We start from the raw sequence: 24,436 nt of genomic DNA on the forward strand, positions 1-24,436 counted from the left end.
GTTATCCCTCATAGCCCTGTTTCCATACCAGCGCGCGCCTTTGCAACGCCAGCATCAACCGGTCGATCAGAAAACCGACGATGCCGATTGTCGCCATGCAGACCAGCAACTGGTCGGTCAGCAGCAGCGACTGAGCGCGAAAGATCAGAAAGCCGATGCCCACCTGCCCCGCGATGCCTTCGGCCACCACGACCAGCGCCCAGGCCAGCCCGGCGCTGTAGCGCAGGCTCACCATCACGTTGGGCAAGGCCGCCGGGATCACGATGCGCCGCAGGGTTTGCCCGCGCGTCAGACGCAGCACCTCCCCCAGTTCAATGTAATTGCGATCGACGTTGCGGATCCCTTGCAGCGTATTGAGAAATACCGGAAAGAACACCGATTTAGCGATCACCAGCGTCTTGGCCGGCGCCCCTACCCCCAGCCACAGAATGATCAGCGGCAACCAGGCGATGCCGGGGATATGACGGATAGTGTCGAACGTCGGGCCGAAGAAAACTTCCACCTTGCGGGACATACCGGCGGCGATCCCCAGCAGCAGCGCGGCCAGCGCGCCGAGCAGGAACGACTGCGAAACAAGCATGATACTGGTAAAAAAATCCTGCTCGAACGACTGTTTAGTCAACAAGTCCCAGAACGAGGCGAGAGTACGCGCCGGCGACGGCAGAAATACCGGCGGAACCCACTGATAATAGGAAGCGGCCTGCCAGCCGGACAAGATCGCCAACGGCAGGATAAAGCCGATCCAGTTCCCCGCTCGCCAACGGCGGCGAGGCTTTGCCACCATTGCGTCGGTAAGAATGTCGTCACTCATGGTTATCGGTCCTGTTCATAAGAGGCGGTCAGCGATAGGCCGAGTAAGCGCCGCCTTTGAAAAAGCGAGCGTCGACCAACGTATCAACCTGGGTATCGCTTAGATGGCGATCGCTCAAGATATCGTCCCCGTGCTTGATGTACCAAGCCTGGAAGTTTTTGATATTGCCGCGCACGCTATCGGCGTCTTCCTCGCCGCGCATAAAGAAGTACTGTGACGGATCGGTGATTTGAAATCTGGCGATAGATTCCGGCACGCGCGTGGCTTTGGCGACGATCGCCGCCGCCTCATCGGGGTTCTCCCGCGCCCACGCTTTGCCGCGATCGACCGCCTGCAAAAACGCCTGGATGGCCTGCGGGTAATTTTCGGCGAACGAACGCATCGCGAAGTAGGAAACCCGGCCGGCGCCGTTGACATAAACGCCGTCATCCGGGGAGCGCCCGATCACCTTCACCTGGCCGGAGGTATAGAGCGCGGCAGCGCCGGACGCGCCGAGATGCACCGCCGTCGCATCGATGGAGCCGCTCAACAAGGCGGCGGCTACCGCGGCGTTGCTATCTATCGACTGGTAGCGTATCCGCCCCTGCTGCTTACGGGAATCCAGCGGCAACCCCGCCTTGGTCAAAACTTCGGCGGGTGCTGTCCAGTAGCAGCTCACCCGGCTGCTGGCGAACCGGCGTCCGTCCAGATCCTGAACCTGATTAATCCCCTGGTTGTCCGCCCGCGCGATTATCGGCGTCCGGTATTTGTCGGAAGGCTCCGACACCCAGACGATGACGGCATCCAGCCCGTTGGCGCGGTGCACCACCGCCGGATAGATCATGCGCTGCGCCACCGCGATGCCGCCGTGGTTGAGGTGCGCCGCCTCCGCGCCCAGCAGCTCGGCGCTGCCGGAGGCGCTCAGGTTGACCTCTTCGATGCCGATCTTGTCAAACTCCTCTTTGAAGAAACCCTTTTCCTGCGCCACCGCCGTGGCGGGGTCGAGTTGCAGCGTAATACTTTTAAGCGATTGCGCCGCGCCGGATTCGGCAATCGCCGGCGGCAACCCCAAAATGAGCGTTACGCTCAGCGCCAGCAGGGCGGCGGCCCGCCTCTTTTTGCTCACAGACTGATTAGACATATAGAACCTCCTGTAAAACGAATCGAATAATGACGGGATAGCGGCGGCGCTGGTATCGGCGATGCCCGTCGGTTGGCGTTATCCGTCCGCCGAAATCGGTTATTGCCTGGCCAAGTCAACCCGCGTTTTCGCAAACCAAGACGTCAGGCGTAGGTTTGATTATTTTCCTGTTTGTTCAAAACGACTTTCAGCCCGAAACCGGACAGAATCTGGCAGGCTTCCCTGACTCGGGGGCGCTTATTTTGATAAACGTGGTAGCTTTTCCCCAGCGCTTCGTATTTAGAAGAACCAAATTCGTGATAAGGCAGAATCTCGATGGCGGGCAGGGCGGCCTCCGTCATAAAGGCGCCGAGCCGGGAAAGATTGTCGTCGTCGTCGTTAAAACCGGGAATCAGGGGCAAACGCACAAGTACGGGAAATCCACGCTTGCCGAGGTTGCGGGCGTTTTCCAGAATGCGTCTGTTATCGCGTCCGGTCGCCTTTTTATGGCGGGCGGCATCCATATGTTTCAAATCCAGAAGGATCATATCGGCGTGGGGCAAAAGCGGCTCCAGCGTCGACCAGGGCGCGTAGCCGCTGGTGTCGAGACATAAATGAAAGCCAATTTCGTCGTGGAGTTTCCGCAATAGCGCTTTCAGGAAAACGGGTTGAGACAGAATTTCTCCGCCGCTGCAGGTAACGCCGCCTCCGCTTTGCATGAAAATGCGCCAATGCTGGCGCACTTCGTCCACGATTTCATCAACGCTCATCTTGCGCCCCGATAGGCTGCGGGCGTCATTGGGACAGGCTTCAACACAGAGGCCGCAGCCTTGGCAGACGGATCGGTCAATACTGACGCCCTTCTCCCCCAAAGAAAGCGCGCCGGCCTTACAGACGGCGACGCAGGAGCCGCAGCTGACGCAGTTCGCCACAAAATACAGCAATTCCGGTTTTCTACGCTGGGATTCCGGATTGGAACACCAAAGGCAGGATAAAGGGCAGCCCTTGAAAAACACGGTCGAACGCACGCCAGGCCCGTCATGCAAGCTGAAATGCTGAATGTCAAAAATAACGCCCTGCTGTTCCATTGCGCTACCCCTGATAGAAGAGGCGGCGCGGAGTCGCCTCACCGCCTCTACAGTTTTAAAACCCGCCAGTTAAAACGAGAGTTCGGTCCGAGCGATGATTTCGTCTTGCACCCCTTTATGGAGGCGGGTGAAATAAGCGGAGAAACCGGCCACGCGCACGGTCAAGCCCTTGTACTCTTCAGGGTTGGCCTGCGCCTTGCGCAAGGTTTCCGAACTAACCACATTGAACTGGATATGCGACCCGTTGCGATCCATATAGTCCTTGATCAGCGCCAGAAGTTTGCGGGCGCCGCCAATCCCCGCCAAAGCCTGCGGATGGAACTTCATATTGAAATGGTTCGAACCGTATTTAACCGTATCCAAAGCCTGTGCGGCTGAGCCCAGAAGGGCGAGAGGCCCTTTTCGATCCGAACCGGGCGTGGCCGAGACGCTGGCATCGGTCAATGGCGTGCCTTTCTTGCGCCCGTTGGGCAAAGCGCCAGTCAGGATGCCGAAGTAGTTGTGGATGGAAAGCGAGAACGCCTCCAGGTTGGCGCCGTTGTCGCCGAAAAAATTGTCCTGGCCGTCGAGCGAGTGGAACAGCGTCCAAGCATCATCATACACGCGGCGGATCAGGGCGTCGGTTTCGGGATCGCCGTTGCCGTGTTTGGGGGCTTTAAGCAATTTGGCGCGCAGGTCGTCGTAACCTTCGAAATCGGCGGCCAAAGCGGCCAGCAACTCGTCCCATCCGGTTTCTTGCTCGTCGTAAATCACATGCCTGAGCGCCGCCAACGAATTGGCGACATCCACACCCGCCGTCGAGATGACGAAATAGAGGTAATAATCCGCCCCGCCTTTGTAGATATCCTTGCCGCGCCTGCGGCAACCTTCATAAAGCGATGAACGGAACGGCACGGGAACCGTATCGCCTAAAGCCTTGTTGGACAGCGATCCCAACGGCCGCACCTGCTGAAAAAGGTGAAGAACCTGCTTCGAGTAGGCGTCATAAAGCTGTTCGAAATTAGCGAAATTTCTTGGATCTCCGGTTTTCGCGCCGACGATAAGGCCGGTTCCGGGATCGACGCCGTCATGAAGCGCAAGCTCCAGCGCCTTTGCCAGATTAAACGAACCGCCTTCGTGAAGAAACGCCGTTTTGCCCGCAATGCCGGTGGCGACGCAGCTCATGTTGATGCAGTTTCTTGCGTCTTCAATGGTGATGCCAACCTTGGCGTAACGGGCCAGCAGACGTTCGATGATCACGCGGTTGTTCAGCCATTGAGGCTGACCAAGACCGGTACGTTCAAGATCGATCGCCTTTAGCAGGAAATCCTCCGCGAGACCGTCATGGTAAAGAATCGTGATGGTGGGCTGAATAGTCTGCAATTCTATCTGCGTATCGAGCAGAATGTAATCCAACTCCGTGGTCGCATCCCGGCCGCTAGCGTCCAGTCCGCCCAGATTGATGGTGTGGCCGGTGTGGCCCGATCCTTGGCGGGCGGCGATCACCCCCTGATAGAACCCATAGGACAAAATCTTGACAAACAGCGCCTTAAGCCAGCTTTTGGCCTGGTCGGCGGTAAGGCCGTTTTCGGTTTTATCCGCCTGGTAATATTTATTCAGGTACTGCCCCAGCCTGCCGGGGGACGAACCGCAGCCACTTTGCTCGATCTGAATTCCCAGATGGATAAACCACCAGCTTTGCAACGCTTCGCGGAAATTTCTGGGCGGATTTTCCGGCACGTTGCGAGCAACCTCGGCGATCGCCAGAAGTTCGGCGCGTCGTATGGGATCGCCGGTTTTATCCGCTTCGTTTTCCGCCAGATCGGCGTAGCGATGTGCAAGGGCGATCACCGCTCTTAACGTAATCAGGCTGGCTTTGTAGTAATCGATCCTATCCGAATCCGCAGCCGTTCTGGGAACCGCGCGAAGGCGCTCTTCGGTTTCCCGGATGACGTCTTTCAGCCCCCGGTCGATGAAGCTCGCGTAATCGACGTTACCCGCGCCGACGGTGTAGCGCGCCGACTCCGTGAACAGGCCGGCCGCCACGCCTTCTTTGGGGTCAAGCCCCAAAAGCTCGCGCGCCAGTTCGCGGGAGCGGGCTTCGGCGTTTTTATCTTGAAAATAGGCAGCCGCTTGCGCCAACAGTTCCCGGTCCTTTCTGGAAAGTGCAACTTCCCCCAGATGGGAGACGATCGGCTGGTCAAGCTCCTCGGCGATCCACTCCGAACCGTATTCGGGATAAACATAAACCCCGGCGGGATGCGACGTAATCGTCCCTACTAGAGGGTTATCATCCAGAAACAGCGTCTTGTTTTGCAAAATCTGCTCAAACACGCGAGCTCTTAAAAGTATGGCGGGCTCGGTTCCGTATTTCTGATACACATCCAGAAGATGGACCAGCCGTTCGGTATCCACTATCTGAGGCGAATCCAGCAGCCGCTCCTTGATTTTCAGCGCCGCTTGCAAGGCGCGCTGCGCCTGTTCTTCGTAAGTCAGCTTTCCATTCACAGCGAAAACCGAGCGGGAAAACGTTATTTCCTCTTGCAAAAGCGCGTTGCCGCTTGATGGCATGATGGTCTCCTCCATAAAGGTAAATACGTCGCAGCATTAATTAGCAATTTCGAATACAGACCTTGTATGTAGCGATCCCGAAGTTAATAAACATTAGAACGACTTACAAATATAACATTAACATTAGTATTGTTAATATTAACAATTGTACGTTTTTCAACCATTTCGGTATGGTGACGGTTGGTGATTATCTCTCTCGAAACAATAAAATTTTCAGATGCCGGTACTAGCCGCGCGGCATTAACCCGCCGTGAACACCGCTTGGTATACGTCTCGCCGGCGCGACGCGTAACAACCTATCAATAAAAAGCCGGGATTCAGGCCGATCCCTCTATGAACGTTGGCGAAAAAGGTTTTTGCTATTTTTTTCCTGTCTTTTCCCCACGTTCTGCGTCACAACCATTGGTGATCGCCCGGATTGAGTGGTAAAGATGGTATTATCCGCTTCATAACGTTAGCTTTTCTCATCCATAATTGTGTTCTGAGTCAGGGAAGGCAATGCGCGTTAGAACCCTGTCCCGGTTAGCGAGAACGTACTCCGTTGCCATCGGGTTTTAAATTGAAAATAGAGGTTTCATTGATGTCTATACTCCCTCGCCTCCCCTGCGGCTGGGAATATGCCGCAGGCCTGAAACAGCAAACGCTTCAGAATGAATATGAAACAGAACTGCCGCAACAGCATTCTCTGCACGGCGTTGATGTTGCCGTTATCGCCTATCGGGAAAGAAATGACGACATTCTGTTGCGGCACACTCAGGAAGCGGATCGCGTTTCCGTCGTTCATCTTACCTGGACAAAACGCACGGAACTCGCCAACTTTCCACGAGTGGAATTTACCGGCAGCGCCGATGAATTTATACGCTGGGAATTCGACGTCTATGGCGTTGGCCTGGATGATGGCTAACAGCTGACCGGCGATTATCCTTCGACGTCAGCAGCAATGGCGAATCGATAGCTACAAATACCAGTTCACAAACGAAACCACCTGGAATAATGGAATACTTTGATGGCTAATCCTGCGCAGCCCTCCCAATGTCCAATCTGTGCCGGCGAACTGCGCCCCATACCGGTCGCGCCCTGTTTCGACTGCGGCCACGTCCGTGGCGAACTGAAAGAGTGTAAACGCGGAGAACATGAATACAACGTTTGGCAATTGTGGGGACAGGAGCTGGTGTTATGCGATTTCTGCGATGCGGATTTCGACTCCTACACCCCGGTTTACTGGGGGCTGGCCGACAAGCAGAACGGTAGCTACCCTCTGCAATGGATACGAAAAGTTGAACGTCCGCGTATTTCGGAAGATCTTTATTGCCCAAACTGTAAACATCGTCTGGCATTTTTACTGTTTCGCCAGCAGGCCTTACGTTTTAACGGCGCGTCAGAACCCGACAATAATAATGCAGAGTGAAGCGTTGTTATGCCGAGGATAGCTCAACGCACTTCAACCCATACGTCGCCGGTTCGCCGCAAACGGCCCCCCGGTCGCCCATCGGCCATATCAATATCAGAAACCATCGAATAAACCGCGGCGTAGGCTAAAAAAAAACGGCCAGCTTGGATAGTCGAGCTGGCCGCCGTTATAAATATGCGTTTAGCCTTTCAACTTCGGATCCAGCGCATCGCGCAATCCATCCCCCAGCAGATTGAACGCCAGCACCGTCAAGAAAATGGCCAGACTGGGGAAAATCGCCACGTGCGGCGCGATCACCATATCGGAACGGGCCTCATTGAGCATGGCGCCCCATTCCGGCGTCGGCGGCTGCGCGCCGAGCCCCAGAAAGGAGAGACTGGCCGCCGTAATGATCGACATGCCGATACGCATGGAGAAGTAGACCACAATGGAAGACACGGTTCCGGGCAGAATATGCCGGCAGATAATCGTCCAATCGGACGCGCCGATACTGCGGGCCGACTCAATATAGGTCTGCTGCTTCAATACCAGCGTGTTCCCCCTCACCAGCCGGGCAAAGGCGGGAATGCTGAAAATGGCCACCGCGACAATCACATTCGCCATACCGCTGCCCATGATCGCCACCACGGCAATCGCCAGCAGAATGCCGGGGAAAGCGAATAACACATCACAAATGCGCATGATCGCCCGATCCCACCATCCCTCGTAGTATCCGGCCAACAGCCCCAGCGCCGTGCCGATCAACATGCCGACCAATACGGAGAAAATGCCGGCGGCCAGCGAAATCCGCGCCCCTAGCAAAATGCGGCTAAAAATATCCCGCCCCAGGGAATCGACGCCGAGCCAGTGAACCCATGACGGCCCTTCATTCAAGCGGTCGTAATCAAAGTAATTTTCCGCATCAAAGGGAACCAGATACGGTGCGAACAAGGCAATAATAATCAGCAGCAGCACAAACACACCGGCCAACATCGCCACATGTTGATGACGGAAACGCCGCCAGAACTCATGCCACGGCGTGCGAATCTGATTTTCCTTAATCACCGGCATAGCCGACAATACCGCTTTACGTCGCCAGTTTCTCATTCTCCTTCCTTATTTATAACGAATCGCAGGGTTAATCGCGGCATACAGCATATCGACCAACAGATTGATAAGAATGAACTCCAGAGAAAACAGCAGGACTTCCGCCTGGATCACCGGATAATCGCGCATCTCCACCGAATCGACCAATAGCCGCCCCAGTCCCGGCCAGTTAAAAACTTTCTCGACCACAATCGATCCGCCGAGCAAAAAGCCGAACTGTAACCCCATCATGGTGATAACCGGGATCAACGCATTGCGTAAACCATGTTTCACCACCACCAGCGATTCCCGCACGCCTTTGGCACGCGCGGTACGCATATAATCTTCCTGCATCACCTCAACGAAAGAAGCGCGGGTAAAACGGGCCATCACCGCGGCGACCGCCGCTCCCAACGTAATAGAGGGTAAAATATAGTGCCGCCAGGTATCCGCGCCGACGGTGGGCAGCCAGCCCAGCTCCACGGAAAATACCTGCATCAACAGCATGCCGAGGGCGAATGCCGGAAAGGAGATGCCGGATACCGCCAGCGTCATGCCGATTCTGTCGGGCCAGCCATTGCGCCACACGGCGGAAACCACGCCGATCGTCATACCGAAAATAACCGACCACGCCATACTGCTGATGGTCAGCCACAGCGTCGGCATAAAACGGGTGGCGATCTCTTCCGTTACCGGCCTTTTGGAAACTATCGATTTGCCCAGGTCGCCCTGAAGCACATTGGTGAAGAAATGCCAAAACTGCTGCGGCAGCGGCTTGTCCAGCCCCAGATCCTGGCGCACCAGTTCTATCACCGCGGCGTCGGCTTCCCGTCCGGCGGCTAACCGCGCCGGATCGCCCGGCAACAGGTGGACAAAGAGAAAAACCAACACCATGACGATCAATAAGGTGGGAATCAGTCCCAGTAACCGTTTAATAAAATAATTCAACATGGATAAGTTTCCACGTACATGCGACTTGCTCTCCCTTGAGTGAAATTTCCCGAAAATTCAGGGCGGTATACAACCGCCGCCGCCCTGGGTCGCCGCCGAGTGATTTACTCTTTCAGATCCGCATCATCAAAACTGAAGGCGGTATCCGGCATGACGTAAAACCCGGTCAGCTTCTTGCTGTTCGCGGAAACCAGACTTTCAGTCGCCAGGAATATCCAAGGGGCATCAGCCCAGATTTTATCCTGCGCGTCTTTATACAGTTTCTGTTTTTCCGCCCGATCGGTGGTTTTTAACGCGCCGGCCAGATCGGCATCAACCTGAGAATTGCTGTAAAACGCCGTGTTAAACAGCGCCGGCGGCCAGGATGACGTCGCAAACAGCGGCGACAGCGCCCAATCCGCTTCCCCGGTTGAAGCCGACCAGCCGGTATAGAACATCCGCACGCCGGTCTCTTTTACGCCCTTACCTTCTACCTCGGCGGCGCGCTGTCCCGCATCCATCGCGGTGACTTGAGCCTTGATGCCGACCTGCGCCAGCTGTTGCTGGGTGAACTGCAACACTTTCTGCGCCGTACTGTGGTTATGCGACGACCAGAGCGTAGTGGTAAAGCCATTCGGATAACCGGCCTCTTTCAGCAGTTCTCGGGCTTTAGCCGGATCGTAAGGCCACGGCTGATACTTCACCGCGTAATCGATACTGGGCGGCAGCGGCCCTTCCGCCGGGGTCGCATAGCCGGAAAACGCCACTTTAATCAGCGCGTCTTTGTTGATCGCATAGTTGAGCGCCTGCCGTACTTTAAGATTATCAAACGGCTTTTGCGTCACGTTGAGGCTGATATAGCGATGTAAAATAGACGGCGAAGCGACCAGATCCAGCCGATCGTTTTTCTCCAGCACTTTGGCCTGTTCAAAAGGGATCGGAAACGCGAAGTGCGCTTCGCCGGTTTGCAGCAGCGCCGCGCGGGTATTGTTATCCACGACCGGCCGCCAGGTAATGCTATCCAGCTTAGGCAGGCCCGACTTCCAGTAACCGGCAAATTTTTCAACCTTGACGTAGTCGGTCTGGTTCCAAACCACAAAGCGGTACGGGCCGGTGCCGACCGGATGGAAACCGATATCTTTACCGTATTGACTTAATGCCGCAGGCGAAATCATCACCGCCGCCGGATGCGCCAGGTTATTGATAAACGCGGAGAACGGCGTTTTCAGCGTGATTTTTACCGTTTGCCCGTCAACCACTTCCGTTTTATCGATCATCCTGAACAGGTTATAGCGCTTTAGGCGGTTTTCCGGATTGCTGGCGCGATCCAGGTTCACCTTCACCGCTTCGGCATTAAAATCCGTGCCATCATGGAACTTCACCCCTGGGTGCAGCTTGATGGTATAAACCAGACCATCAGGGCTGGTGGTATAACTTTCCGCCAGCACATTAACCAGCTTCATATCCTTGTCGAAACCAAATAGCCCCTGATAGAACGATTTGGCCACGGTTTGGGATAACGAGTCATTGGCATCGTAAGGATCCAGGGTAGTGAAGTTCGATGCGACAGCGATAACCGCATCCTTGGCCGCCCAGGCTGGCGCCGTTGCCATGGCGGCGGCGATACCGGCAGCAAGTAACCATTTACGTTTCAAAGTGATAACATTCATTGCGTTACATTCTCCTTGTGAATCCCTGTCAATAAGCGCCCGCAATCGGATGTTGAGCGACAAAATGCCGCTCGCCAACCTGAACTAAAGGCGCGGTGGTAGGTTCATCGCCTATTGCCCGGATCGGGCTCGGTACTTCATCAACCAATAAAACCTGTTCACGATGGCGGCGCGATGGATCGGCTACGGGCACCGCCGCCATCAGCTTGCGGGTATAAGGATGCTGCGGGTGCTCAAACACCTCGCTGCGCGGGCCAATCTCTACAATCTGCCCCATATACATCACCGCAACCCGGTGGCTGATCCGCTCCACCACCGCCATATCGTGCGAAATAAACAAAAAAGAGATGCCGAATTCACGCTGTAGTTCAAGCATCAAATTGACGATCTGCGCCTGAATAGAAACATCAAGCGCCGAAACCGCCTCATCGGCGATCACCACTTTGGGGTTCAGCGCCAGCGCTCTGGCGATGCAAATACGCTGCCGCTGTCCGCCGGAAAACTCATGGGGATAGCGCCGGGCGTGTTCCGGCTCCAAACCAACGCGGGCCAATAGCCACGCCACGCGTTTCTCCGCCTCCTGACGGTTCGCCACGCCGTGAACCAGCAAAGGTTCCATAATGGAGAAACCGACCGTCAGCCGCGGATCCAGAGAGGCGTAAGGATCCTGAAAAATAAACTGGATATCCCGCCGCAGATGCTGCAACACCGGACCGGTCAAACGGTCGATTTGTTGTCCGTTAAAGATAATGGCGCCGCTCTGGCTTTCCACCAGCCGCAGTAACGAGCGGCCGGTCGTGGACTTTCCGCAGCCCGACTCGCCCACCAGCGACAGCGTTTCTCCCGGATAGAGATCAAAACTGACTTTTTCCACCGCATGAACCTGCCGCGTGACGCGGTTCAAAATACCGCTGCGAACCGGAAAACGGGTGACCAGATCCTTCACCTGTAGGATCGGCTCGGCGTTGGGCGGAACCGTATTCTGCGGCTCGTTGTCGGCCGGCGACGAGGGATCCTGGTTCAGCAACGGAAATTTTGCCGGATAGGGCCGACCGCGCATCGAACCCAGCTTGGGCACCGCCGCCAGCAACGCTTTGGTATAGCGCTGGCGCGGGGCGGTAAAAATCTCGGCGGCGGCTGCCGCTTCAACGTTCTCCCCGCGATACATCACCAGCACCTGGTCGGCGATCTCGGCCACGACGCCCATATCGTGAGTAATGAAGATCACCGCCATGTCCATTTCCCGCTGCAATACGCGGATAAGTTGCAGGATCTGCGCCTGAATGGTGACGTCCAGCGCCGTTGTCGGCTCATCGGCGATCAACAATGACGGCTTGCAGGAGAGCGCCATCGCAATCATGACCCGCTGACGCATTCCCCCCGATAGCTGATGGGGATAACGGTCCAGCACATTGCGCGCTTCCGGGATGCGGACCAAATCAAGCATGCGCAACGCTTCGCGCCGCGCCGCCCGGTGATCCATGCCCTGATGCAGACGAATGGACTCGGCGATTTGCTCGCCGACCGGGTATACCGGATTCAGCGATGTCATCGGCTCTTGAAAAATCATCGCCATATCGGCGCCGCGCAGTTTGCGCATCTGCGATTGCGCCGTAGTTTTCAAATTCAGCACCTGGCCGTCTCGCTTGCGAAACAGCATTTCGCCCTGATGAATAACGCCGCCGGCCTGCTCGACGAGCCGCATCAGCGCCAGAGACGTCACGGATTTCCCCGACCCGGATTCCCCCACAATCGCCAGCGTCTCCCCTCGATCCACCGAAAAGGTTAAATCACGCACCGCATCAGTCCGCTGGCCCTGCTGTTCAAAATAAACGCTCAGATCGCGTACAGATAACACCCGCTCATCCGGCAAAAAAAAGCCCGGCGCAGGTTCGGAAAGCGGCGCATGATGATGCCGTGTTTGTGTCATTAACAGTGGGTCTCCATAAAAAACGGGATGCAAAAATAGTAGAGCAGACAGGCAGGTAAATAACCGATTGTCATTAAACTCGTTTTTTTGACTATATTTAGCGCAATGTAGGATGTAAAGCGGAAACTGAATCGCCACTCTGGAAAATTTCTTTTATAACATTAAGTTAATTAACATAAACAAACAGTATAAATAACGGGAAAAGCCGACGCGCCGCCGCCCGGAAAGATGAAGGGGGCGGCGTTCTCTGACATAATATTGGCATATAATGCGCATTTTCGCCTACCGGCGGAAATACGATCCATAAAATGATGGAGTGCAGATGGAAAACGTTAACTCTGGTTTATTGACTCTCGAACACGCGCGAGAAAAAATGTTTTCCCAGCTTGAAACGATCCCGGAAACGGAGACGGTTTCACTGTTTGATGCGACGGGCCGAATTACCGCCCGGGCGATAACTTCTCCAATAAACGTTCCCCCGTTCGCCAATGCCGCGATGGATGGCTACGCCGTTCGCTGCGCGGATTTGTCCGCCGCCGCCCCGCTCCCGCTCATCGGCAAATCTTTCGCCGGCGCGCCGTTTGACGGTGAATGGCCGGCCGGAACCTGTATCCGCATTATGACGGGCGCGCCGATCCCCGCCGGCGCCGATGCGGTTGTGATGCAGGAACACGCCGAGGCCGGTGAATCGGGCATCCGCTTTCTCCGTGAAGTCAAAGCAGGACAGAATATCCGTCTGCCGGGGGAAGATATCCGCGCCGGCGCCGGCGTGCTGCCTGCCGGAACCAGACTGGGCGTGGGGGAATTGCCTTTGCTGGCATCGCTGGGGATCGCGCAGGTTGAGGTATTCCGTCGCTTGAAGGTCGCTATTTTTTCAACCGGCGATGAGCTTCAGCCCGTCGGCCAACCGCTGCAAGCCGGACAGATTTACGACACCAACCGTTTCGCCGTACGTTTGATGCTGGAACAGCTGGGCTGCGAGGTTAATGATTTGGGTATCGTCCGCGACGATCCCGCGGCGCTGCGCGACGCATTCTCGCAGGCTGACGAAAGCGCCGACCTGGTCATCAGCAGCGGCGGCGTTTCCGTTGGCGAAGCGGATTACACCAAACAGATGCTGGAAGAGATGGGCGATATCCATTTCTGGAAATTAGCCATCAAGCCGGGCAAACCTTTCGCCTTTGGTAAGCTGCAAAACGCCTGGTTCTGCGGCCTGCCGGGTAATCCGGTTTCCTCCGCCGTGACGTTCTATCAGCTGGTTCAACCGCTGTTGGCCCATTTATCCGGATATTCGCAGTGGCGTTTTCCCGCCCGGCTTCGGGTGAAAACCGCCAGCGCGCTGAAAAAAACGCCGGGCCGCGCCGACTTCCAGCGCGGGATCTTTAGCCGTAACGCCCAGGGCGAATGGGAAGTCAAAACCACCGGACATCAGGGCTCGCATGTGTTCAGCTCTTTTAGCCTGGCTAACTGCTTTATCGTGCTGGAGGCCGAACGTGGCCACGTAGCGGCCGGTGAATGGGTTGAAATTGAACCCTTCAATGCGCTGTTGGGCCATTAGCCATGCTGCCGGAACTCAGCGACGCAGAAGCGCTGCGCTATAATCGCCAGATTGTGCTGCGCGGCTTTGATTTCGACGGCCAGGAAAAGTTGAAAGCCGCGCGGCTCCTGGTTGTCGGGCTCGGCGGACTGGGCTGCGCGGCGGCGCAATATTTGGCGACTGCGGGCGTTGGACGCCTGACGCTGCTCGATTTCGATACGGTATCGCTCTCCAACCTTCAGCGTCAGATACTCCACCACGACGCCCGCATCGGAATGCCTAAGGTTGAGTCCGCGCGCATTGCCCTGGCGGAAATCAACCCTTACCTTACGCTCGACGCGATTAATGCCGATCTGGATGATGACGCCTTAAGCGCGCTGGCGGCGAAACACGATGCGGTGCTTGATTGCACCGACAACGTATCTATCCGCGATCGCCTGAACCGCATTGGCTTTCATTTGAAAAAACCGTTGTTCTCCGGGGCGGCCATTCGTATGGAGGGCCAGATTAGCGTCTTTACCTATCAGAAAGATGAACCTTGTTACCGCTGCCTTAGCCGGCTGTTCGGCGAAAACGCGCTAACCTGCGCCGAAGCGGGCGTAATGGCGCCGCTGGTGGGCGTCATAGGCAGTTTGCAAGCGATGGAGGCCATCAAGCTGCTAACAGGATATGGCAAGACGATCACCGGCCGCCTGCTGTTGTTCGACGCCATGACCATGCAGTTTCGTGAAATAAAATTGCCTAAAAATCCCAACTGCGAAGTCTGCGGCGGCTAATATATTAAATACGACACGCAACCGTGCCACACGCTCGAAGTAAGCAATCATGCAAAGAGGAACCAACCATGAGTAATGCTTTTTTGCAGTCCATTAAGAATCGTCGTTCTATCTATGCCATCGGTAAAACATTGCCAATATCAGAAGATCGGGTTGTCTCGCTCGTTACCGAAGCCGTTAAGCAAAGCCCCTCATCGTTTAATTCCCAGAGTTCCCGCGTCGTTATTTTGTTCGGCGAACAACATAAAAAACTTTGGGATATCGTTAAGCAGCAGCTGAAAAAAATCGTTCCTGAAGATGCTTTTGCCCCAACAGAGAAAAAGCTGGCGTCGTTCGCGGCGGGCGCCGGCACGGTGCTGTTTTTTGAAGACACCAAAGTCATTGAAGATCTGCAACAAAAATTTGCCCTGTATGCGGATAATTTCCCCATTTGGTCGGAACATTCGACCGGGATTGCGCAATTTTCCGTGTGGTCCGCTCTGGCGCAGGAAAAAGTGGGCGCCTCATTGCAGCACTACAATCCGCTGATTGATGACGATGTGAAAAAACAGTGGCAGTTGCCGGCAAGCTGGAAATTACGCGCCCAAATGCCGTTTGGCTCAATTGAACAACCGGCGGGTGAAAAAACGTATATTCCCGACGAAGAGCGTTTCCGCATTTTTAAATAACAAGCAAAAGTCAATGAATAAAATTCAGGCCAGCTACGCCGATAGCTGACCTGAATCTTTCATCACATTGAATCGTGTATTGTTATCGGTCAGGTTAATTTATTAACTTTATTAAATGGCGTAACGCAATTCGGCGCGGCTTCGGTAATTATCTGTTCAACATCGGCCTTCCCCGCCCAAATGGAAAGAATTGTCGTCGTTGTCCACCATAGATCCGACTGAACTTTATCAACAATTTTCGGCGTCTCTGACTTTAAACATAAAATTACCTGCTGCGCGGTTTCTTTTGGCATATTGATAGATTCAGCATAGCGATTTAATTCGTTTTCAAGCGGCTCAAATAAAAAGAAAGCCAGTATTGCAGAAATAATAGTTTGCATTGTTAGCACTTATATAAGTTTAATTAATTACCCTGATTGGGGCGAATACGCGAATAGCTTTTTCCCTGAGGGTAAATGTTGCGGGCGTTTTTCCAATGAGTTCGCCATCGGCATTGATATCATGCGGCTTTGCAGTATGCAATGTTAGGCGGGTCGCGGAAAAGGCGCGTACTTTGCGCCAGCGTCCGTGCGTTCCCCGCCGCAGAAAAGGGACAAGCGCCAGCATTTCCCACCAGTGGGAGATTTCCAGACTATAGACGTCAAGCCGGCCATCGTCAGGCGCCGCCGTTTGCTCCACCGTCATCCCGCCGCCGTAAAAACGGCCGTTGCCCACGGAAACCTGAACGGTTTTGACCCTCTCTTTGATACCGTCGTGCTCAATTTCAACCCGGAAAGGACGGCTCTGCTTGAGTAATTTAAACGCGGCCAGCGCATATCCCAACGTTCCCCAGCGCTTTTTAGACTTTGCCGATAACCCACGGGCCAGAGCCGCCGAAAACCCGATGCTGGAGACATTAAAGAACAGATGACCGTTCACTTCCCCCAGGTCGACAGGCCTTAAATTTCCCGCCGCGATAATTTGCGCCGCCAGCTTTAAATCCCTTGGGATCCCCAGAGTACGAGCAAAATCATTTGCCGTGCCTAACGGCAATACGCCCAGCGGCAACCCGGTATCAACCAGAGCCTGAGCCGCCGAGTTTAGTGTGCCATCGCCGCCGCCGATAATAACCATATCCACATCATGCACATGGGCGCGAATAATATCGCCGCAGGAACCAGACTCCCGTTCGCCGGGTTCAATAACCGCAATATTATGCGATCGTAATAATTGAATCACATACGATTTTGATGAACTCCCATTCCTCGCGTTTTGATTAATAAATAAAAGTGCGGTTGGGCCGTCCTGCTTGTTTTTTCGGCTTTCTGCTGTCATTGCCAACCCAATTTAATTACCGTGACCAACGTTAATTAATACCACTCTTTTATCAGCTTTCACAAGTTACATTGAGTAACACCACAATAAAATACAAATCATTACATTATTCCCGTCGATACCGGAGTTATTCGCAATAATTCGTTAAAATATCGCCCGCTCATGCATTACTTTTATTTCTTCGCATAGCCAATAACCAGCTAAAAACGAACGCTGCTTTATCATGTCGTCTTCTGTCTTCCTTGCTTTACGATAGCCACGCTAAATCAGCGGCCCTCGGCCGGGCTTTTTATTGATGTTTTCTGCTATGCCTGCTTAACTTTAATGAAGGAGTTTACCGGCAGTCATGACGTCGCACGATAAATTTTTGCCTGCCTACCGTTAGTTGACAGCATCAGGAGCCCTGCTTTGCTGATAGGATTGATGACCTACTCCCGCTGGTTAAATAAAACTCGGGCAATTGTGATATTTGCCGTAATGCTGCTTACCGCATTTCTGATTATCAGTTTGACCAGCTATGAAGTAGCCAAAAAATCGTTGGAAGAAGAAATAAAAGAAAATACGCTCCCGCTGACCAGCGATAACGTGTATTCCGAAATTCAGCAAGATCTTCTAAAGCCCATCTTTATCTCATCGCTAATGGCGCACGACACCTTTGTCCGCGACTGGGTTCTTCATGATGAAAACGATTCGCAGGCGATGATCCGCTATCTGAAAGAGATTGATCGCCGCTTCGATACCCTATTCTCCTTTTTTGCTTCGGACAAAACGAAACGCTTTTACGATCCTCAGCGAGTTCAGCGCATCATGTCGGCGCAATCTCCCGAAGATCAGTGGTTTTTCCAAGCCCAAAACCTGTCAGATGAAACGCCTTATTCTATTGATATTAAAGTCGATCCTGAAGATCGCACCCATATGGATATCTTCATCAACTACAAAGTCATGGACTATGAAGGCAACTTCATTGGCGTCACCGGCATTGGTATTCCCGTTGAACGAGTCAAACTCCTCATCGAAAAATATGAGCAACGCTACAACCGCACGATTTATTTCGTTGATAAAACCGGCAACGTAACGTTACACGGCACAACGTATAACCGCGCGCTGAAGATTCAACAGCAGCCAGGGCTGGCAACCATCGCCACCTCGATTCTGACCGTGCCCGGCGGCGCATATGAGTACCATACGCAAAATAAGCAAATCTTTCTTAATACCCGCCTGCTGCCGGAGTTCGGTTGGTATTTAATGGTCGAACAAAGCAACCATCCGAGCGAGCGGCGGTTGTTCGATACGCTGATAAAGAACCTCGGGGTCAGCATCAGCGTGAGTATGCTGTTTCTGTTCCTGCTATGGCTGACCATCGGCGGCTATCAGCGCCGCCTGGAGCAGATGGCGACAACCGACAAGCTGACCGGCATTATGAATCGTCAGGCGTTCGACTACTCCTTTGAACGCCTGAGCAGCAAGCGGCTTGCGCAACATCAGCCTATCTCCATACTGTTGCTTGATATTGACCACTTTAAAGCGGTCAACGATCGCTACGGACACGGCATCGGCGATTTAGTCTTGCAGAAGATCGCGAAGATACTGCAACAATCCATACGCCATAGCGATCAGGTGTGCCGCTGGGGAGGGGAAGAATTCGTGGTATTGCTGGATAACTGCGATCTGGAAAATGCGCTGCAGCGAGCTGAAACGCTACGGCATGATATTGAAACGGCGGCGGTATCGTTTCAGGATGAAACGATTCATATCACCATAAGCTGCGGCGTAGCGGAATACCAAAAAGATGAAACGCTGGATGCCTTGATCAACCGCGCCGATATCGCGTTATATCAGGCCAAACAGCAGGGACGTAACCGGGTAATCAAATCGGAAAAATAAAGTAGCCCGGCGGCGCCGTTTTAACGCGCGGCCGGGTTGCATCAGCGCCTTTTGCCATAGGCATATTTCACCTCGGCAATACGCAATTCATAATGCTGATACCAATCGGAAATACCGAACTCTTGAGCGATACGGTGCTCTGAATGACTTTTCCATCGCTTGATCGCGTCAAGGGAATCCCAATAGGAAACGGTTATGCCGAACCCCTGCTGGTCGCGCGCGCTTTCCGCGCCGAGGTATCCGGCCTGCTGCATGGCTAGCTCAGCCATTCTGGCCGACATTGCGTTATATCCGTTATCCCCCTCCGTGCGTTGCGATGAAAAAACGACGGCGAAATACGGCGGATCAGGCAAACGGGCAAAATTGTCATCACGCATTCATTGCTCCATAAAAACAGAATTAATCACTAACGCCGCTTTATGCGTCTCAGGGCTGCATCAGCGTTAACAGCGTTGTAATGATGGTAATGCTGATGATGACCGATAATGAGTTGGTAAAACTGGAGACGGACGCGAACATCCCGCTGAACCTTGAGGTAAATAAAGGCGCCAGTGACGACAACGGCGAAAATACCACTATGGCAAGCACCTGGCGGATCTCCAGCGGAAACGGCGTGTAATAGTAAAACAAAACGGCGAATACGGTAGCGATGCTATAGCGGATAACCAACACCTTAAGGACATTCGCCAGCGCCGCCCGGTTAATATTGATTTCCAGCATCATGCCGATAATCAACATGGCGAGAAACGGGTTGGCGTTGCCAATGGTCGAGGTGACCAACGTAACCTGGCTGGGAAGATGCAAACCCAATAGCGCCGCGACCAGCAACAGCATGTAAACATCAAACGGAACCGAAGAAAACAACCGCTTAATGGTGCTTTTCAGCCCGGCGCTGCGGCCGGTGGCTTGCGATGCGGCGACATAACTGCCGCCGGTACAAATAATGGAGTTTCCGGCATCAAACAGACAGGTTGCGACAATGCCGGCCGGCCCAAGAAAACTCTGAACATAAGGTAAGGTAAAACAGCCGATGTTATAGCCGGGCGAATTGATCATATAAAAGGCTTTCTTGTCATCAGGGCCTTTTCGGGCAATCCAAAAACCGGTTCCCATCAGTAAAAGGTTACACCCCAGCCCTAGCAGCACCAGAATCAATAACGTGTGATCGACTTTAAAACTGGCAAAGCCGGTGATAACCGCCGCCGGCAACGTAATATTCATCATGATCCTGGACAAGGCGAGGCTGTCGGAACGTTGTAATACGCCATGCCGTTTCAGCAGATATCCGATAATGATAACAAAAACAAACGAGAAGGCTTTGATAAGCACATCAATCATCTTGATTCCCCGACACCACAAAGATAACTGCTACATCCGCACTTTGAACGACAAAACGACAGGAGACCATGCCAACACAAACTATGCGGTTATAATATTTAACCAATAAAAGAGCAACTGCGGGCCGTCACCAACGTCAAAGATAAAAAATGATAATGCAAAGGTAGTTTCAAGACGTTTTACAACCCGGATTACCGCTACGATCTGCAATCAGAATAGCATTCTCGACTGCATACTGAACAGCCTCAAACCGGTTATATCAGTCGGGAATACAACATAAAACGGGTAACGCCGGCAGCGTCACCCGTTGGTGGTAAAACATGGCTAAATATCATGTCTTAATAGATAAACCTGGCTCATGCCGCTTGGTATAGGCCTTATTCAAATACCGTCATTTCTCGTCTGAACCCAAAACGCATGAATCAGTCCTGGGAAATACCCCAGCAGCGTTAAAATAATATTCAGGATAAACGCCCACCCTAACCCTTTTCCAAGCAGCACGCCCAACGGCGGCAAAATGATAGTAAAAACGATGCGCCAAAATCCCATATTTTTCTCCCTAACATAATAATTAACTATGAAATTAGTACACTAAGGACAATCCGACAAATTTATATGCCCGCCATATCGCTTAACGGATCGCCATAAAAAAATGCCGGTCAGCCTCGCCGACCGGCACTCGTCCTAAAGCGTTTATTCAACGGATAACGCTATGTTCATTCAGAACAATGAGATAACCGATAGTTATCAATCATCAGGCCTGATGTTCAATGGCCTTCCCGCGATTTTCTATCGCTATCTTTTGCGGTTTTTCACTTTCAGGAATTTCCTGATAAAGCTCTACGGTCAACAACCCGTTTTCCAGCGCGGCCCCTTGTACTTTTACATGTTCGGGCAACGAATAGCTGATACTGAAATCAGCGCGGCTAATGCCCTGGTGGAGCCAGCCTTCATCTTCGGATTTACTTTTCTCTTCACGTTTGCCGGTAACGGTCAACCTGCCGCCGACCGTTTTTATCTCCAGTTCATCTTCTTTCCAGCCGGGCACGCTTAACGTGATCCCATACCGGTTGTCGCCTAACATCCGAATATCATACGACGGCGTTGCCGATAGCGGCGTATCGCCAGTTAGCTGGCTGAATAGCCGATCGATACGGTTGAAACGATCGGAAAAAAGCGAACCAGAAACATCAGGGAACAATGACAAGGTTCTCAGTGCCATAATTAACCTCCTGAATATGCTCGATACATTCAAAAGCTCAACATATAAGACAAGCATCGCTTGTCCGCTTATTAAGATGGCGGCATTGATGAAAAATTCAAGCGTGAATCCGTTAAGAAAATCACATTTTTCGCCCTTCGCAAGGTCATGGCATCAACTGCTGAAGAGTCAAGCCGAGCTGATCGTCATCCGGTAATCTGATACTTTAGCGGCTGGCGCATACCAACCCCGCTAATTTTTACAGAGAAACGTTTTCCGATGGAAATTATACTGATGCGGCACGGGAAACCCTGCCTAAACGGACGCCCAAAAGTCTCACCGTTTGAGATGAAAGCCTGGTTCGAGCAGTACAATCAGGCGGGAATAGGCGATGATCTTCCGCCCGATACCGGCCGGAAACTTGCCTCGCGCGCTAGCTGCATCATCGCCAGCCCCGCCCCCAGAGCGCTCGCTTCCGTGCGGGCGTTGGGATACGAACCCAACGTCATTGACGCCATGTTTTGTGAAGCGGACTTGCCGGTTACCCATTGGCGCGGGCCGGCGCTTTCTCCTTTTTGCTGGAGCTTTATTTTTCGTCTGGCCTGGCTATGCGGCTATTCCCGCGATGTGGAATCAAAAGAAAAAGCCGGGCGACGGGCAAAAATCGCGGCAAACCGGTTGATATCCTATGCGGAATCCGGCTCCGTTCTGCTGCTGGGACATGGGATGTTCAATCATCTGATTGCGACACGGCTTAAGCAGGAAGGATGGAGCGAAGAGCGCAATCAGGGAAATGGGTACTGGCGCGCCGCAATTTATAAACGTGATAAATAAAATTCGAATGTGCCGCGTTATTATGTTATGAGGGAATGGTTACTACGGACAACACAAAACGGCCCATCAAGCCAAAGACGGAAGTGATATCGCGATTATATGGAAAATTTCTTCGGCGTGGTAATCGTCACAGAAAGACATTCATGTAACTGTTTGAATGTTGGCGGAGAGAGGGGGATTTGAACCCCCGGTGGAGTTGCCCCCACTCCGGTTTTCGAGACCGGTCCGTTCAGCCGCTCCGGCATCTCTCCGTTTTAGAGGCTGCTATAATGCCCTCTTTTGAGGCATTTTAACAGCATTAGCTATCGTCTTTAGATTCAAGTGATGACTTAGCGAGCAATAGCAATGATTAAGTGGCCGTGGAAAACAATTGAACTCCAGGTTGACGAGCTAGATCGTTGGCAGCCTGCGCTGGCAATCCCCCTACTCGCCCCTTTAAGCGATAAGGAACAGTCGCGGCTGGTGAATATCGCGGATCAATTTCTGAAGCAGAAACGCCTTATTCCATTACAGGGATTGACCTTGACTGAAATTATGCAGCAGCGCATCGCGCTACTGTTCTCTTTGCCGATCCTGGAACTGGGTATTGAGTGCCTGGATGGTTTTCACGAAGTGCTGATCTATCCTGGCCCTTTCACGGTGGATGACGAATGGCAGGATGATATCGGACTGGTTCACACCGGCAGAGTGGTACAGTCCGGACAAAGTTGGGATCAGGGGCCGATTATCCTTAACTGGCAGGAAATTCAAGACTCGTTCGATCTCTCCGGCTTCAACCTGGTAATTCATGAAGTCGCCCACAAACTGGATCTGCGCGGCGGCGGCATTGCTACCGGCGTTCCATTGATCGCCCTACGCGATATCGCGCAGTGGGAGCAGCAACTGCACGCTGCGATGGAATCTTTGCAGGAAGAAATCGATTTAGTCGGAGAAGAGGCGGCCAGCATGGATCCCTACGCGGCTCAAGACCCTGTAGAATGCTTTGCTGTACTGTCCGAATATTTTTTCAGCGCGCCAGAATTGTTGGATGAACGATTCCCAGCGCTATACCAGTGCTTTAAAGGCTTTTATCGCCAGGATCCGTTAACCCGCCTCAAAGCGTGGCAAAACAGCGCGGATTACCGCGCGCCCGTTACTTATTAACCAATATGAGAAATAACTGTACACGGCCTAAACAGTCAGACAATTACCTCCGACTTTGCCATTGACACTGCATCAGGCGCCGGATATCATGCGCCCCGTTCACACGATTCCTCTGTAGTTCAGTCGGTAGAACGGCGGACTGTTAATCCGTATGTCACTGGTTCGAGTCCAGTCAGAGGAGCCAATTTCCTGTTTTCATGCCGCTTTGCGAATCCTTATACGATTTAGATTCAACAAGTTAGCGTGAAAAATCTTCCCGATGCATTTTCAGTTTTCCCTCCGCATCGGGAGAATTTGGTGGTCAGATTTGGGGTCAAGTTGGTTCGATGACGGAGTGACCCCCAAATGTCCCTTAACGACTCAAAAATCCGCAACTTAAAACCATCCGCTAAACCCTTCAAAGTTTCCGATTCTCACGGTCTGTACCTTTTAGTTAATCCAGGCGGTTCACGTCTCTGGTATCTCAAATATCGTATCAATGGCAAAGAGTCTCGCCTCAGTTTAGGCGCTTATCCCGATGTATCGCTGACCGATGCCCGGCAACAGCGCGACGGCATCCGCAAACAACGGAACTGAAAACCCGACACTTCACTGCCCTGCTGAAAGGTATTGAGGAAAAAGGTTTGCTGGAGGTCGCATCCCGCGCGCGGCAGCATCTGTGCAATATTATGCGTTACGCGGTTCAGCAAGGATGGGTGGAAAACAACCCGGCGCTGAACTTAGTTGGCGTAACGGCTCCGCCGGTTAGACGCCATTATCCGGCTCTGCCGCTGGAGCGTCTGCCTGAGCTGCTGGAACGTATTGAAAGCTATCAGCAAGGCCGAGAGCTAACCCGGCTGGCGGTATTGCTCACCCTGCACCTGTTTATCCGTTCCAGCGAACTGCACTTCGCTCGCTGGCGCGAGATAGATTTTAGAAACAGGGTCTGGACCATACCCGCCACCCGCGATGCGATTGCCGGCGTTCGCTACTCCGGGCGTGGCGCGAAAATGCGCACGCCGCATATTGTCCCACTCTCCCGACAACCCATCGACATTCTGAAGCAGATTCAAGCGATTTCCGGTCATTTGGAACTGGTGTTTCCCGGCGATCATAATCCGTATAAACCGATGTGTGAAAACACGGTCAACAAGGCGCTGCCGCTCTTCCCCCTGTAATCAAGGCCACCCTAGGTTCAGATACCCAAA

The 24,436-nt window shown here is 53.2% G+C and carries 22 protein-coding genes, 2 tRNA genes and 1 pseudogene; 10 read left to right on the forward strand and 15 right to left on the reverse strand.

All coding sequences use genetic code 11. The features are described 5' to 3' along the window. Position 1: 1 nt before the first annotated feature. The 4 genes from HC231_RS14330 to HC231_RS14345 form a co-directional block, all read right to left on the reverse strand. On the reverse strand, positions 2–811 hold the full coding sequence (locus HC231_RS14330) for an ABC transporter permease (RefSeq protein ID WP_208227295.1): 810 nt from the start codon (positions 809–811) through the stop codon (positions 2–4). 28 nt (positions 812–839) lie between these two features. Continuing rightward, positions 840–1,931: an ABC transporter substrate-binding protein gene (locus tag HC231_RS14335; RefSeq protein WP_208227296.1), complete on the reverse strand. Its 1,092-nt coding sequence runs from the start codon at positions 1,929–1,931 to the stop codon at positions 840–842. A gap of 143 nt (positions 1,932–2,074) precedes the next feature. Then, a complete protein-coding gene (locus HC231_RS14340; protein WP_208227297.1) occupies positions 2,075–2,998 on the reverse strand; it encodes a glycyl-radical enzyme activating protein in 924 nt (307 codons plus the stop codon). A gap of 69 nt (positions 2,999–3,067) precedes the next feature. Further along, positions 3,068–5,548 (reverse strand): glycyl radical protein, encoded by a 2,481-nt coding sequence (locus tag HC231_RS14345; protein ID WP_208227298.1) that lies wholly within the window; start codon positions 5,546–5,548, stop codon positions 3,068–3,070. 580 nt (positions 5,549–6,128) lie between these two features. On the opposite strand from HC231_RS14345, the gene HC231_RS14350 reads away from it, so the two are divergent. Next, positions 6,129–6,452 carry a hypothetical protein gene (locus tag HC231_RS14350; protein WP_208227299.1) on the forward strand — a complete coding sequence of 108 codons (324 nt, stop codon included), beginning with the start codon at positions 6,129–6,131 and terminating at the stop codon, positions 6,450–6,452. A gap of 102 nt (positions 6,453–6,554) precedes the next feature. After that, on the forward strand, positions 6,555–6,956 hold the full coding sequence (locus tag HC231_RS14355) for a hypothetical protein (RefSeq protein ID WP_208227300.1): 402 nt from the start codon (positions 6,555–6,557) through the stop codon (positions 6,954–6,956). Positions 6,957–7,139: 183 nt separating this feature from the next. Here HC231_RS14355 and gsiD read toward each other — a convergent pair whose 3' ends face one another. The 4 genes from gsiD to gsiA all read right to left on the reverse strand — a co-directional run bounded on the left by gsiD (position 7,140) and on the right by gsiA (position 12,554). Then, the gene (gsiD, locus tag HC231_RS14360) at positions 7,140–8,045 is read right to left on the reverse strand and encodes a glutathione ABC transporter permease GsiD (protein WP_208227301.1); all 906 of its coding nucleotides are present in this window, start codon (positions 8,043–8,045) and stop codon (positions 7,140–7,142) included. Positions 8,046–8,054: 9 nt separating this feature from the next. After that, positions 8,055–8,975 (reverse strand): glutathione ABC transporter permease GsiC, encoded by a 921-nt coding sequence (gene gsiC / locus HC231_RS14365; protein WP_208227302.1) that lies wholly within the window; start codon positions 8,973–8,975, stop codon positions 8,055–8,057. A 104-nt stretch (positions 8,976–9,079) separates the two neighbouring features. Further along, entirely contained in the window at positions 9,080–10,624 is a 1,545-nt protein-coding gene (gene gsiB / locus HC231_RS14370) for a glutathione ABC transporter substrate-binding protein GsiB (protein ID WP_208227303.1), read from the reverse strand. Between the two features lie 28 nt (positions 10,625–10,652). Next, a complete protein-coding gene (gsiA, locus tag HC231_RS14375; protein ID WP_208227304.1) occupies positions 10,653–12,554 on the reverse strand; it encodes a glutathione ABC transporter ATP-binding protein GsiA in 1,902 nt (633 codons plus the stop codon). A gap of 322 nt (positions 12,555–12,876) precedes the next feature. Here gsiA and moeA point away from each other — a divergent pair, with 322 nt between their 5' ends. The 3 genes from moeA (at position 12,877) to HC231_RS14390 (ending at position 15,535) form a co-directional block, all read left to right on the forward strand. Next, the gene (gene moeA, locus HC231_RS14380; protein WP_208227305.1) at positions 12,877–14,112 is read left to right on the forward strand and encodes a molybdopterin molybdotransferase MoeA; all 1,236 of its coding nucleotides are present in this window, start codon (positions 12,877–12,879) and stop codon (positions 14,110–14,112) included. 2 nt (positions 14,113–14,114) lie between these two features. Further along, positions 14,115–14,867, forward strand: coding sequence for a molybdopterin-synthase adenylyltransferase MoeB (gene moeB / locus HC231_RS14385; RefSeq protein ID WP_208227306.1), 753 nt, complete (start codon positions 14,115–14,117; stop codon positions 14,865–14,867). Positions 14,868–14,935: 68 nt separating this feature from the next. After that, positions 14,936–15,535, forward strand: coding sequence for a nitroreductase family protein (locus HC231_RS14390; protein ID WP_208227307.1), 600 nt, complete (start codon positions 14,936–14,938; stop codon positions 15,533–15,535). An 89-nt stretch (positions 15,536–15,624) separates the two neighbouring features. Here the strand turns inward: HC231_RS14390 and HC231_RS14395 are convergent, their stop codons facing one another. Together HC231_RS14395 and HC231_RS14400 are read right to left on the reverse strand one after the other, a co-directional pair. After that, the gene (locus tag HC231_RS14395; RefSeq protein ID WP_208227308.1) at positions 15,625–15,915 is read right to left on the reverse strand and encodes a hypothetical protein; all 291 of its coding nucleotides are present in this window, start codon (positions 15,913–15,915) and stop codon (positions 15,625–15,627) included. A gap of 19 nt (positions 15,916–15,934) precedes the next feature. After that, entirely contained in the window at positions 15,935–16,849 is a 915-nt protein-coding gene (locus tag HC231_RS14400; protein WP_208227309.1) for a lipid kinase, read from the reverse strand. A gap of 423 nt (positions 16,850–17,272) precedes the next feature. Between HC231_RS14400 and HC231_RS14405 the strand changes: the two genes are divergently transcribed. Next, positions 17,273–18,733, forward strand: coding sequence for a sensor domain-containing diguanylate cyclase (locus HC231_RS14405; protein WP_208231343.1), 1,461 nt, complete (start codon positions 17,273–17,275; stop codon positions 18,731–18,733). A 41-nt stretch (positions 18,734–18,774) separates the two neighbouring features. Here the strand turns inward: HC231_RS14405 and HC231_RS14410 are convergent, their stop codons facing one another. The 4 genes from HC231_RS14410 to HC231_RS14425 all read right to left on the reverse strand — a co-directional run bounded on the left by HC231_RS14410 (position 18,775) and on the right by HC231_RS14425 (position 21,293). Beyond that, on the reverse strand, positions 18,775–19,110 hold the full coding sequence (locus HC231_RS14410; protein ID WP_208227310.1) for an antibiotic biosynthesis monooxygenase family protein: 336 nt from the start codon (positions 19,108–19,110) through the stop codon (positions 18,775–18,777). 49 nt (positions 19,111–19,159) lie between these two features. After that, positions 19,160–20,071, reverse strand: coding sequence for an AEC family transporter (locus HC231_RS14415; RefSeq protein WP_208227311.1), 912 nt, complete (start codon positions 20,069–20,071; stop codon positions 19,160–19,162). A gap of 381 nt (positions 20,072–20,452) precedes the next feature. After that, entirely contained in the window at positions 20,453–20,620 is a 168-nt protein-coding gene (locus tag HC231_RS14420; protein ID WP_208227312.1) for a YqaE/Pmp3 family membrane protein, read from the reverse strand. 205 nt (positions 20,621–20,825) lie between these two features. Further along, positions 20,826–21,293 (reverse strand): Hsp20 family protein, encoded by a 468-nt coding sequence (locus HC231_RS14425; RefSeq protein ID WP_208227313.1) that lies wholly within the window; start codon positions 21,291–21,293, stop codon positions 20,826–20,828. Between the two features lie 258 nt (positions 21,294–21,551). Here HC231_RS14425 and HC231_RS14430 point away from each other — a divergent pair, with 258 nt between their 5' ends. Beyond that, a complete protein-coding gene (locus tag HC231_RS14430) occupies positions 21,552–22,106 on the forward strand; it encodes a histidine phosphatase family protein (RefSeq protein ID WP_246494507.1) in 555 nt (184 codons plus the stop codon). A gap of 161 nt (positions 22,107–22,267) precedes the next feature. On the opposite strand, the gene HC231_RS14435 is transcribed toward HC231_RS14430, so the two are convergent. Next, a tRNA-Ser gene (locus HC231_RS14435) sits at positions 22,268–22,357 on the reverse strand. Between the two features lie 94 nt (positions 22,358–22,451). Between HC231_RS14435 and mtfA the strand changes: the two genes are divergently transcribed. From mtfA to HC231_RS14450, 3 genes and pseudogenes are all read left to right on the forward strand, one after another. Continuing rightward, a complete protein-coding gene (gene mtfA / locus HC231_RS14440) occupies positions 22,452–23,249 on the forward strand; it encodes a DgsA anti-repressor MtfA (protein ID WP_208227314.1) in 798 nt (265 codons plus the stop codon). 108 nt (positions 23,250–23,357) lie between these two features. Continuing rightward, positions 23,358–23,433: transfer RNA gene (locus HC231_RS14445), tRNA-Asn, on the forward strand. 161 nt (positions 23,434–23,594) lie between these two features. Next, positions 23,595–24,394, forward strand: a pseudogene (locus HC231_RS14450) (tyrosine-type recombinase/integrase); the annotation flags it as partial. Positions 24,395–24,436: the final 42 nt, after the last annotated feature.

Origin of the sequence: Brenneria izadpanahii (assembly GCF_017569925.1) — a bacterium.
GTDB classification, from domain to species: domain Bacteria; phylum Pseudomonadota; class Gammaproteobacteria; order Enterobacterales; family Enterobacteriaceae; genus Brenneria; species Brenneria izadpanahii.

What these genes read in the sequence shown, in the direction of transcription:
- HC231_RS14340 (WP_208227297.1), bottom strand. Translation starts at nt 2,998, where the DNA reads ATGGAACAGCAGGGCGTTATTTTTGACATTCAGCATTTCAGCTTGCAT.
- gsiC (WP_208227302.1), bottom strand. Translation starts at nt 8,975, where the DNA reads ATGTTGAATTATTTTATTAAACGGTTACTGGGACTGATTCCCACCTTA.
- HC231_RS14420 (WP_208227312.1), bottom strand. Translation starts at nt 20,620, where the DNA reads ATGGGATTTTGGCGCATCGTTTTTACTATCATTTTGCCGCCGTTGGGC.
- HC231_RS14405 (WP_208231343.1), top strand. Translation starts at nt 17,273, where the DNA reads ATGACCTACTCCCGCTGGTTAAATAAAACTCGGGCAATTGTGATATTT.
- gsiB (WP_208227303.1), bottom strand. Translation starts at nt 10,624, where the DNA reads ATGAATGTTATCACTTTGAAACGTAAATGGTTACTTGCTGCCGGTATC.
- HC231_RS14335 (WP_208227296.1), bottom strand. Translation starts at nt 1,931, where the DNA reads ATGTCTAATCAGTCTGTGAGCAAAAAGAGGCGGGCCGCCGCCCTGCTG.
- gsiD (WP_208227301.1), bottom strand. Translation starts at nt 8,045, where the DNA reads ATGAGAAACTGGCGACGTAAAGCGGTATTGTCGGCTATGCCGGTGATT.
- HC231_RS14350 (WP_208227299.1), top strand. Translation starts at nt 6,129, where the DNA reads ATGTCTATACTCCCTCGCCTCCCCTGCGGCTGGGAATATGCCGCAGGC.
- HC231_RS14390 (WP_208227307.1), top strand. Translation starts at nt 14,936, where the DNA reads ATGAGTAATGCTTTTTTGCAGTCCATTAAGAATCGTCGTTCTATCTAT.
- HC231_RS14425 (WP_208227313.1), bottom strand. Translation starts at nt 21,293, where the DNA reads ATGGCACTGAGAACCTTGTCATTGTTCCCTGATGTTTCTGGTTCGCTT.
- moeA (WP_208227305.1), top strand. Translation starts at nt 12,877, where the DNA reads ATGGAAAACGTTAACTCTGGTTTATTGACTCTCGAACACGCGCGAGAA.
- HC231_RS14400 (WP_208227309.1), bottom strand. Translation starts at nt 16,849, where the DNA reads ATGACAGCAGAAAGCCGAAAAAACAAGCAGGACGGCCCAACCGCACTT.
- moeB (WP_208227306.1), top strand. Translation starts at nt 14,115, where the DNA reads ATGCTGCCGGAACTCAGCGACGCAGAAGCGCTGCGCTATAATCGCCAG.
- HC231_RS14355 (WP_208227300.1), top strand. Translation starts at nt 6,555, where the DNA reads ATGGCTAATCCTGCGCAGCCCTCCCAATGTCCAATCTGTGCCGGCGAA.
- HC231_RS14430 (WP_246494507.1), top strand. Translation starts at nt 21,552, where the DNA reads ATGGAAATTATACTGATGCGGCACGGGAAACCCTGCCTAAACGGACGC.
- HC231_RS14415 (WP_208227311.1), bottom strand. Translation starts at nt 20,071, where the DNA reads ATGATTGATGTGCTTATCAAAGCCTTCTCGTTTGTTTTTGTTATCATT.
- HC231_RS14345 (WP_208227298.1), bottom strand. Translation starts at nt 5,548, where the DNA reads ATGCCATCAAGCGGCAACGCGCTTTTGCAAGAGGAAATAACGTTTTCC.
- HC231_RS14330 (WP_208227295.1), bottom strand. Translation starts at nt 811, where the DNA reads ATGAGTGACGACATTCTTACCGACGCAATGGTGGCAAAGCCTCGCCGC.
- HC231_RS14410 (WP_208227310.1), bottom strand. Translation starts at nt 19,110, where the DNA reads ATGCGTGATGACAATTTTGCCCGTTTGCCTGATCCGCCGTATTTCGCC.
- mtfA (WP_208227314.1), top strand. Translation starts at nt 22,452, where the DNA reads ATGATTAAGTGGCCGTGGAAAACAATTGAACTCCAGGTTGACGAGCTA.
- gsiA (WP_208227304.1), bottom strand. Translation starts at nt 12,554, where the DNA reads ATGACACAAACACGGCATCATCATGCGCCGCTTTCCGAACCTGCGCCG.
- HC231_RS14395 (WP_208227308.1), bottom strand. Translation starts at nt 15,915, where the DNA reads ATGCAAACTATTATTTCTGCAATACTGGCTTTCTTTTTATTTGAGCCG.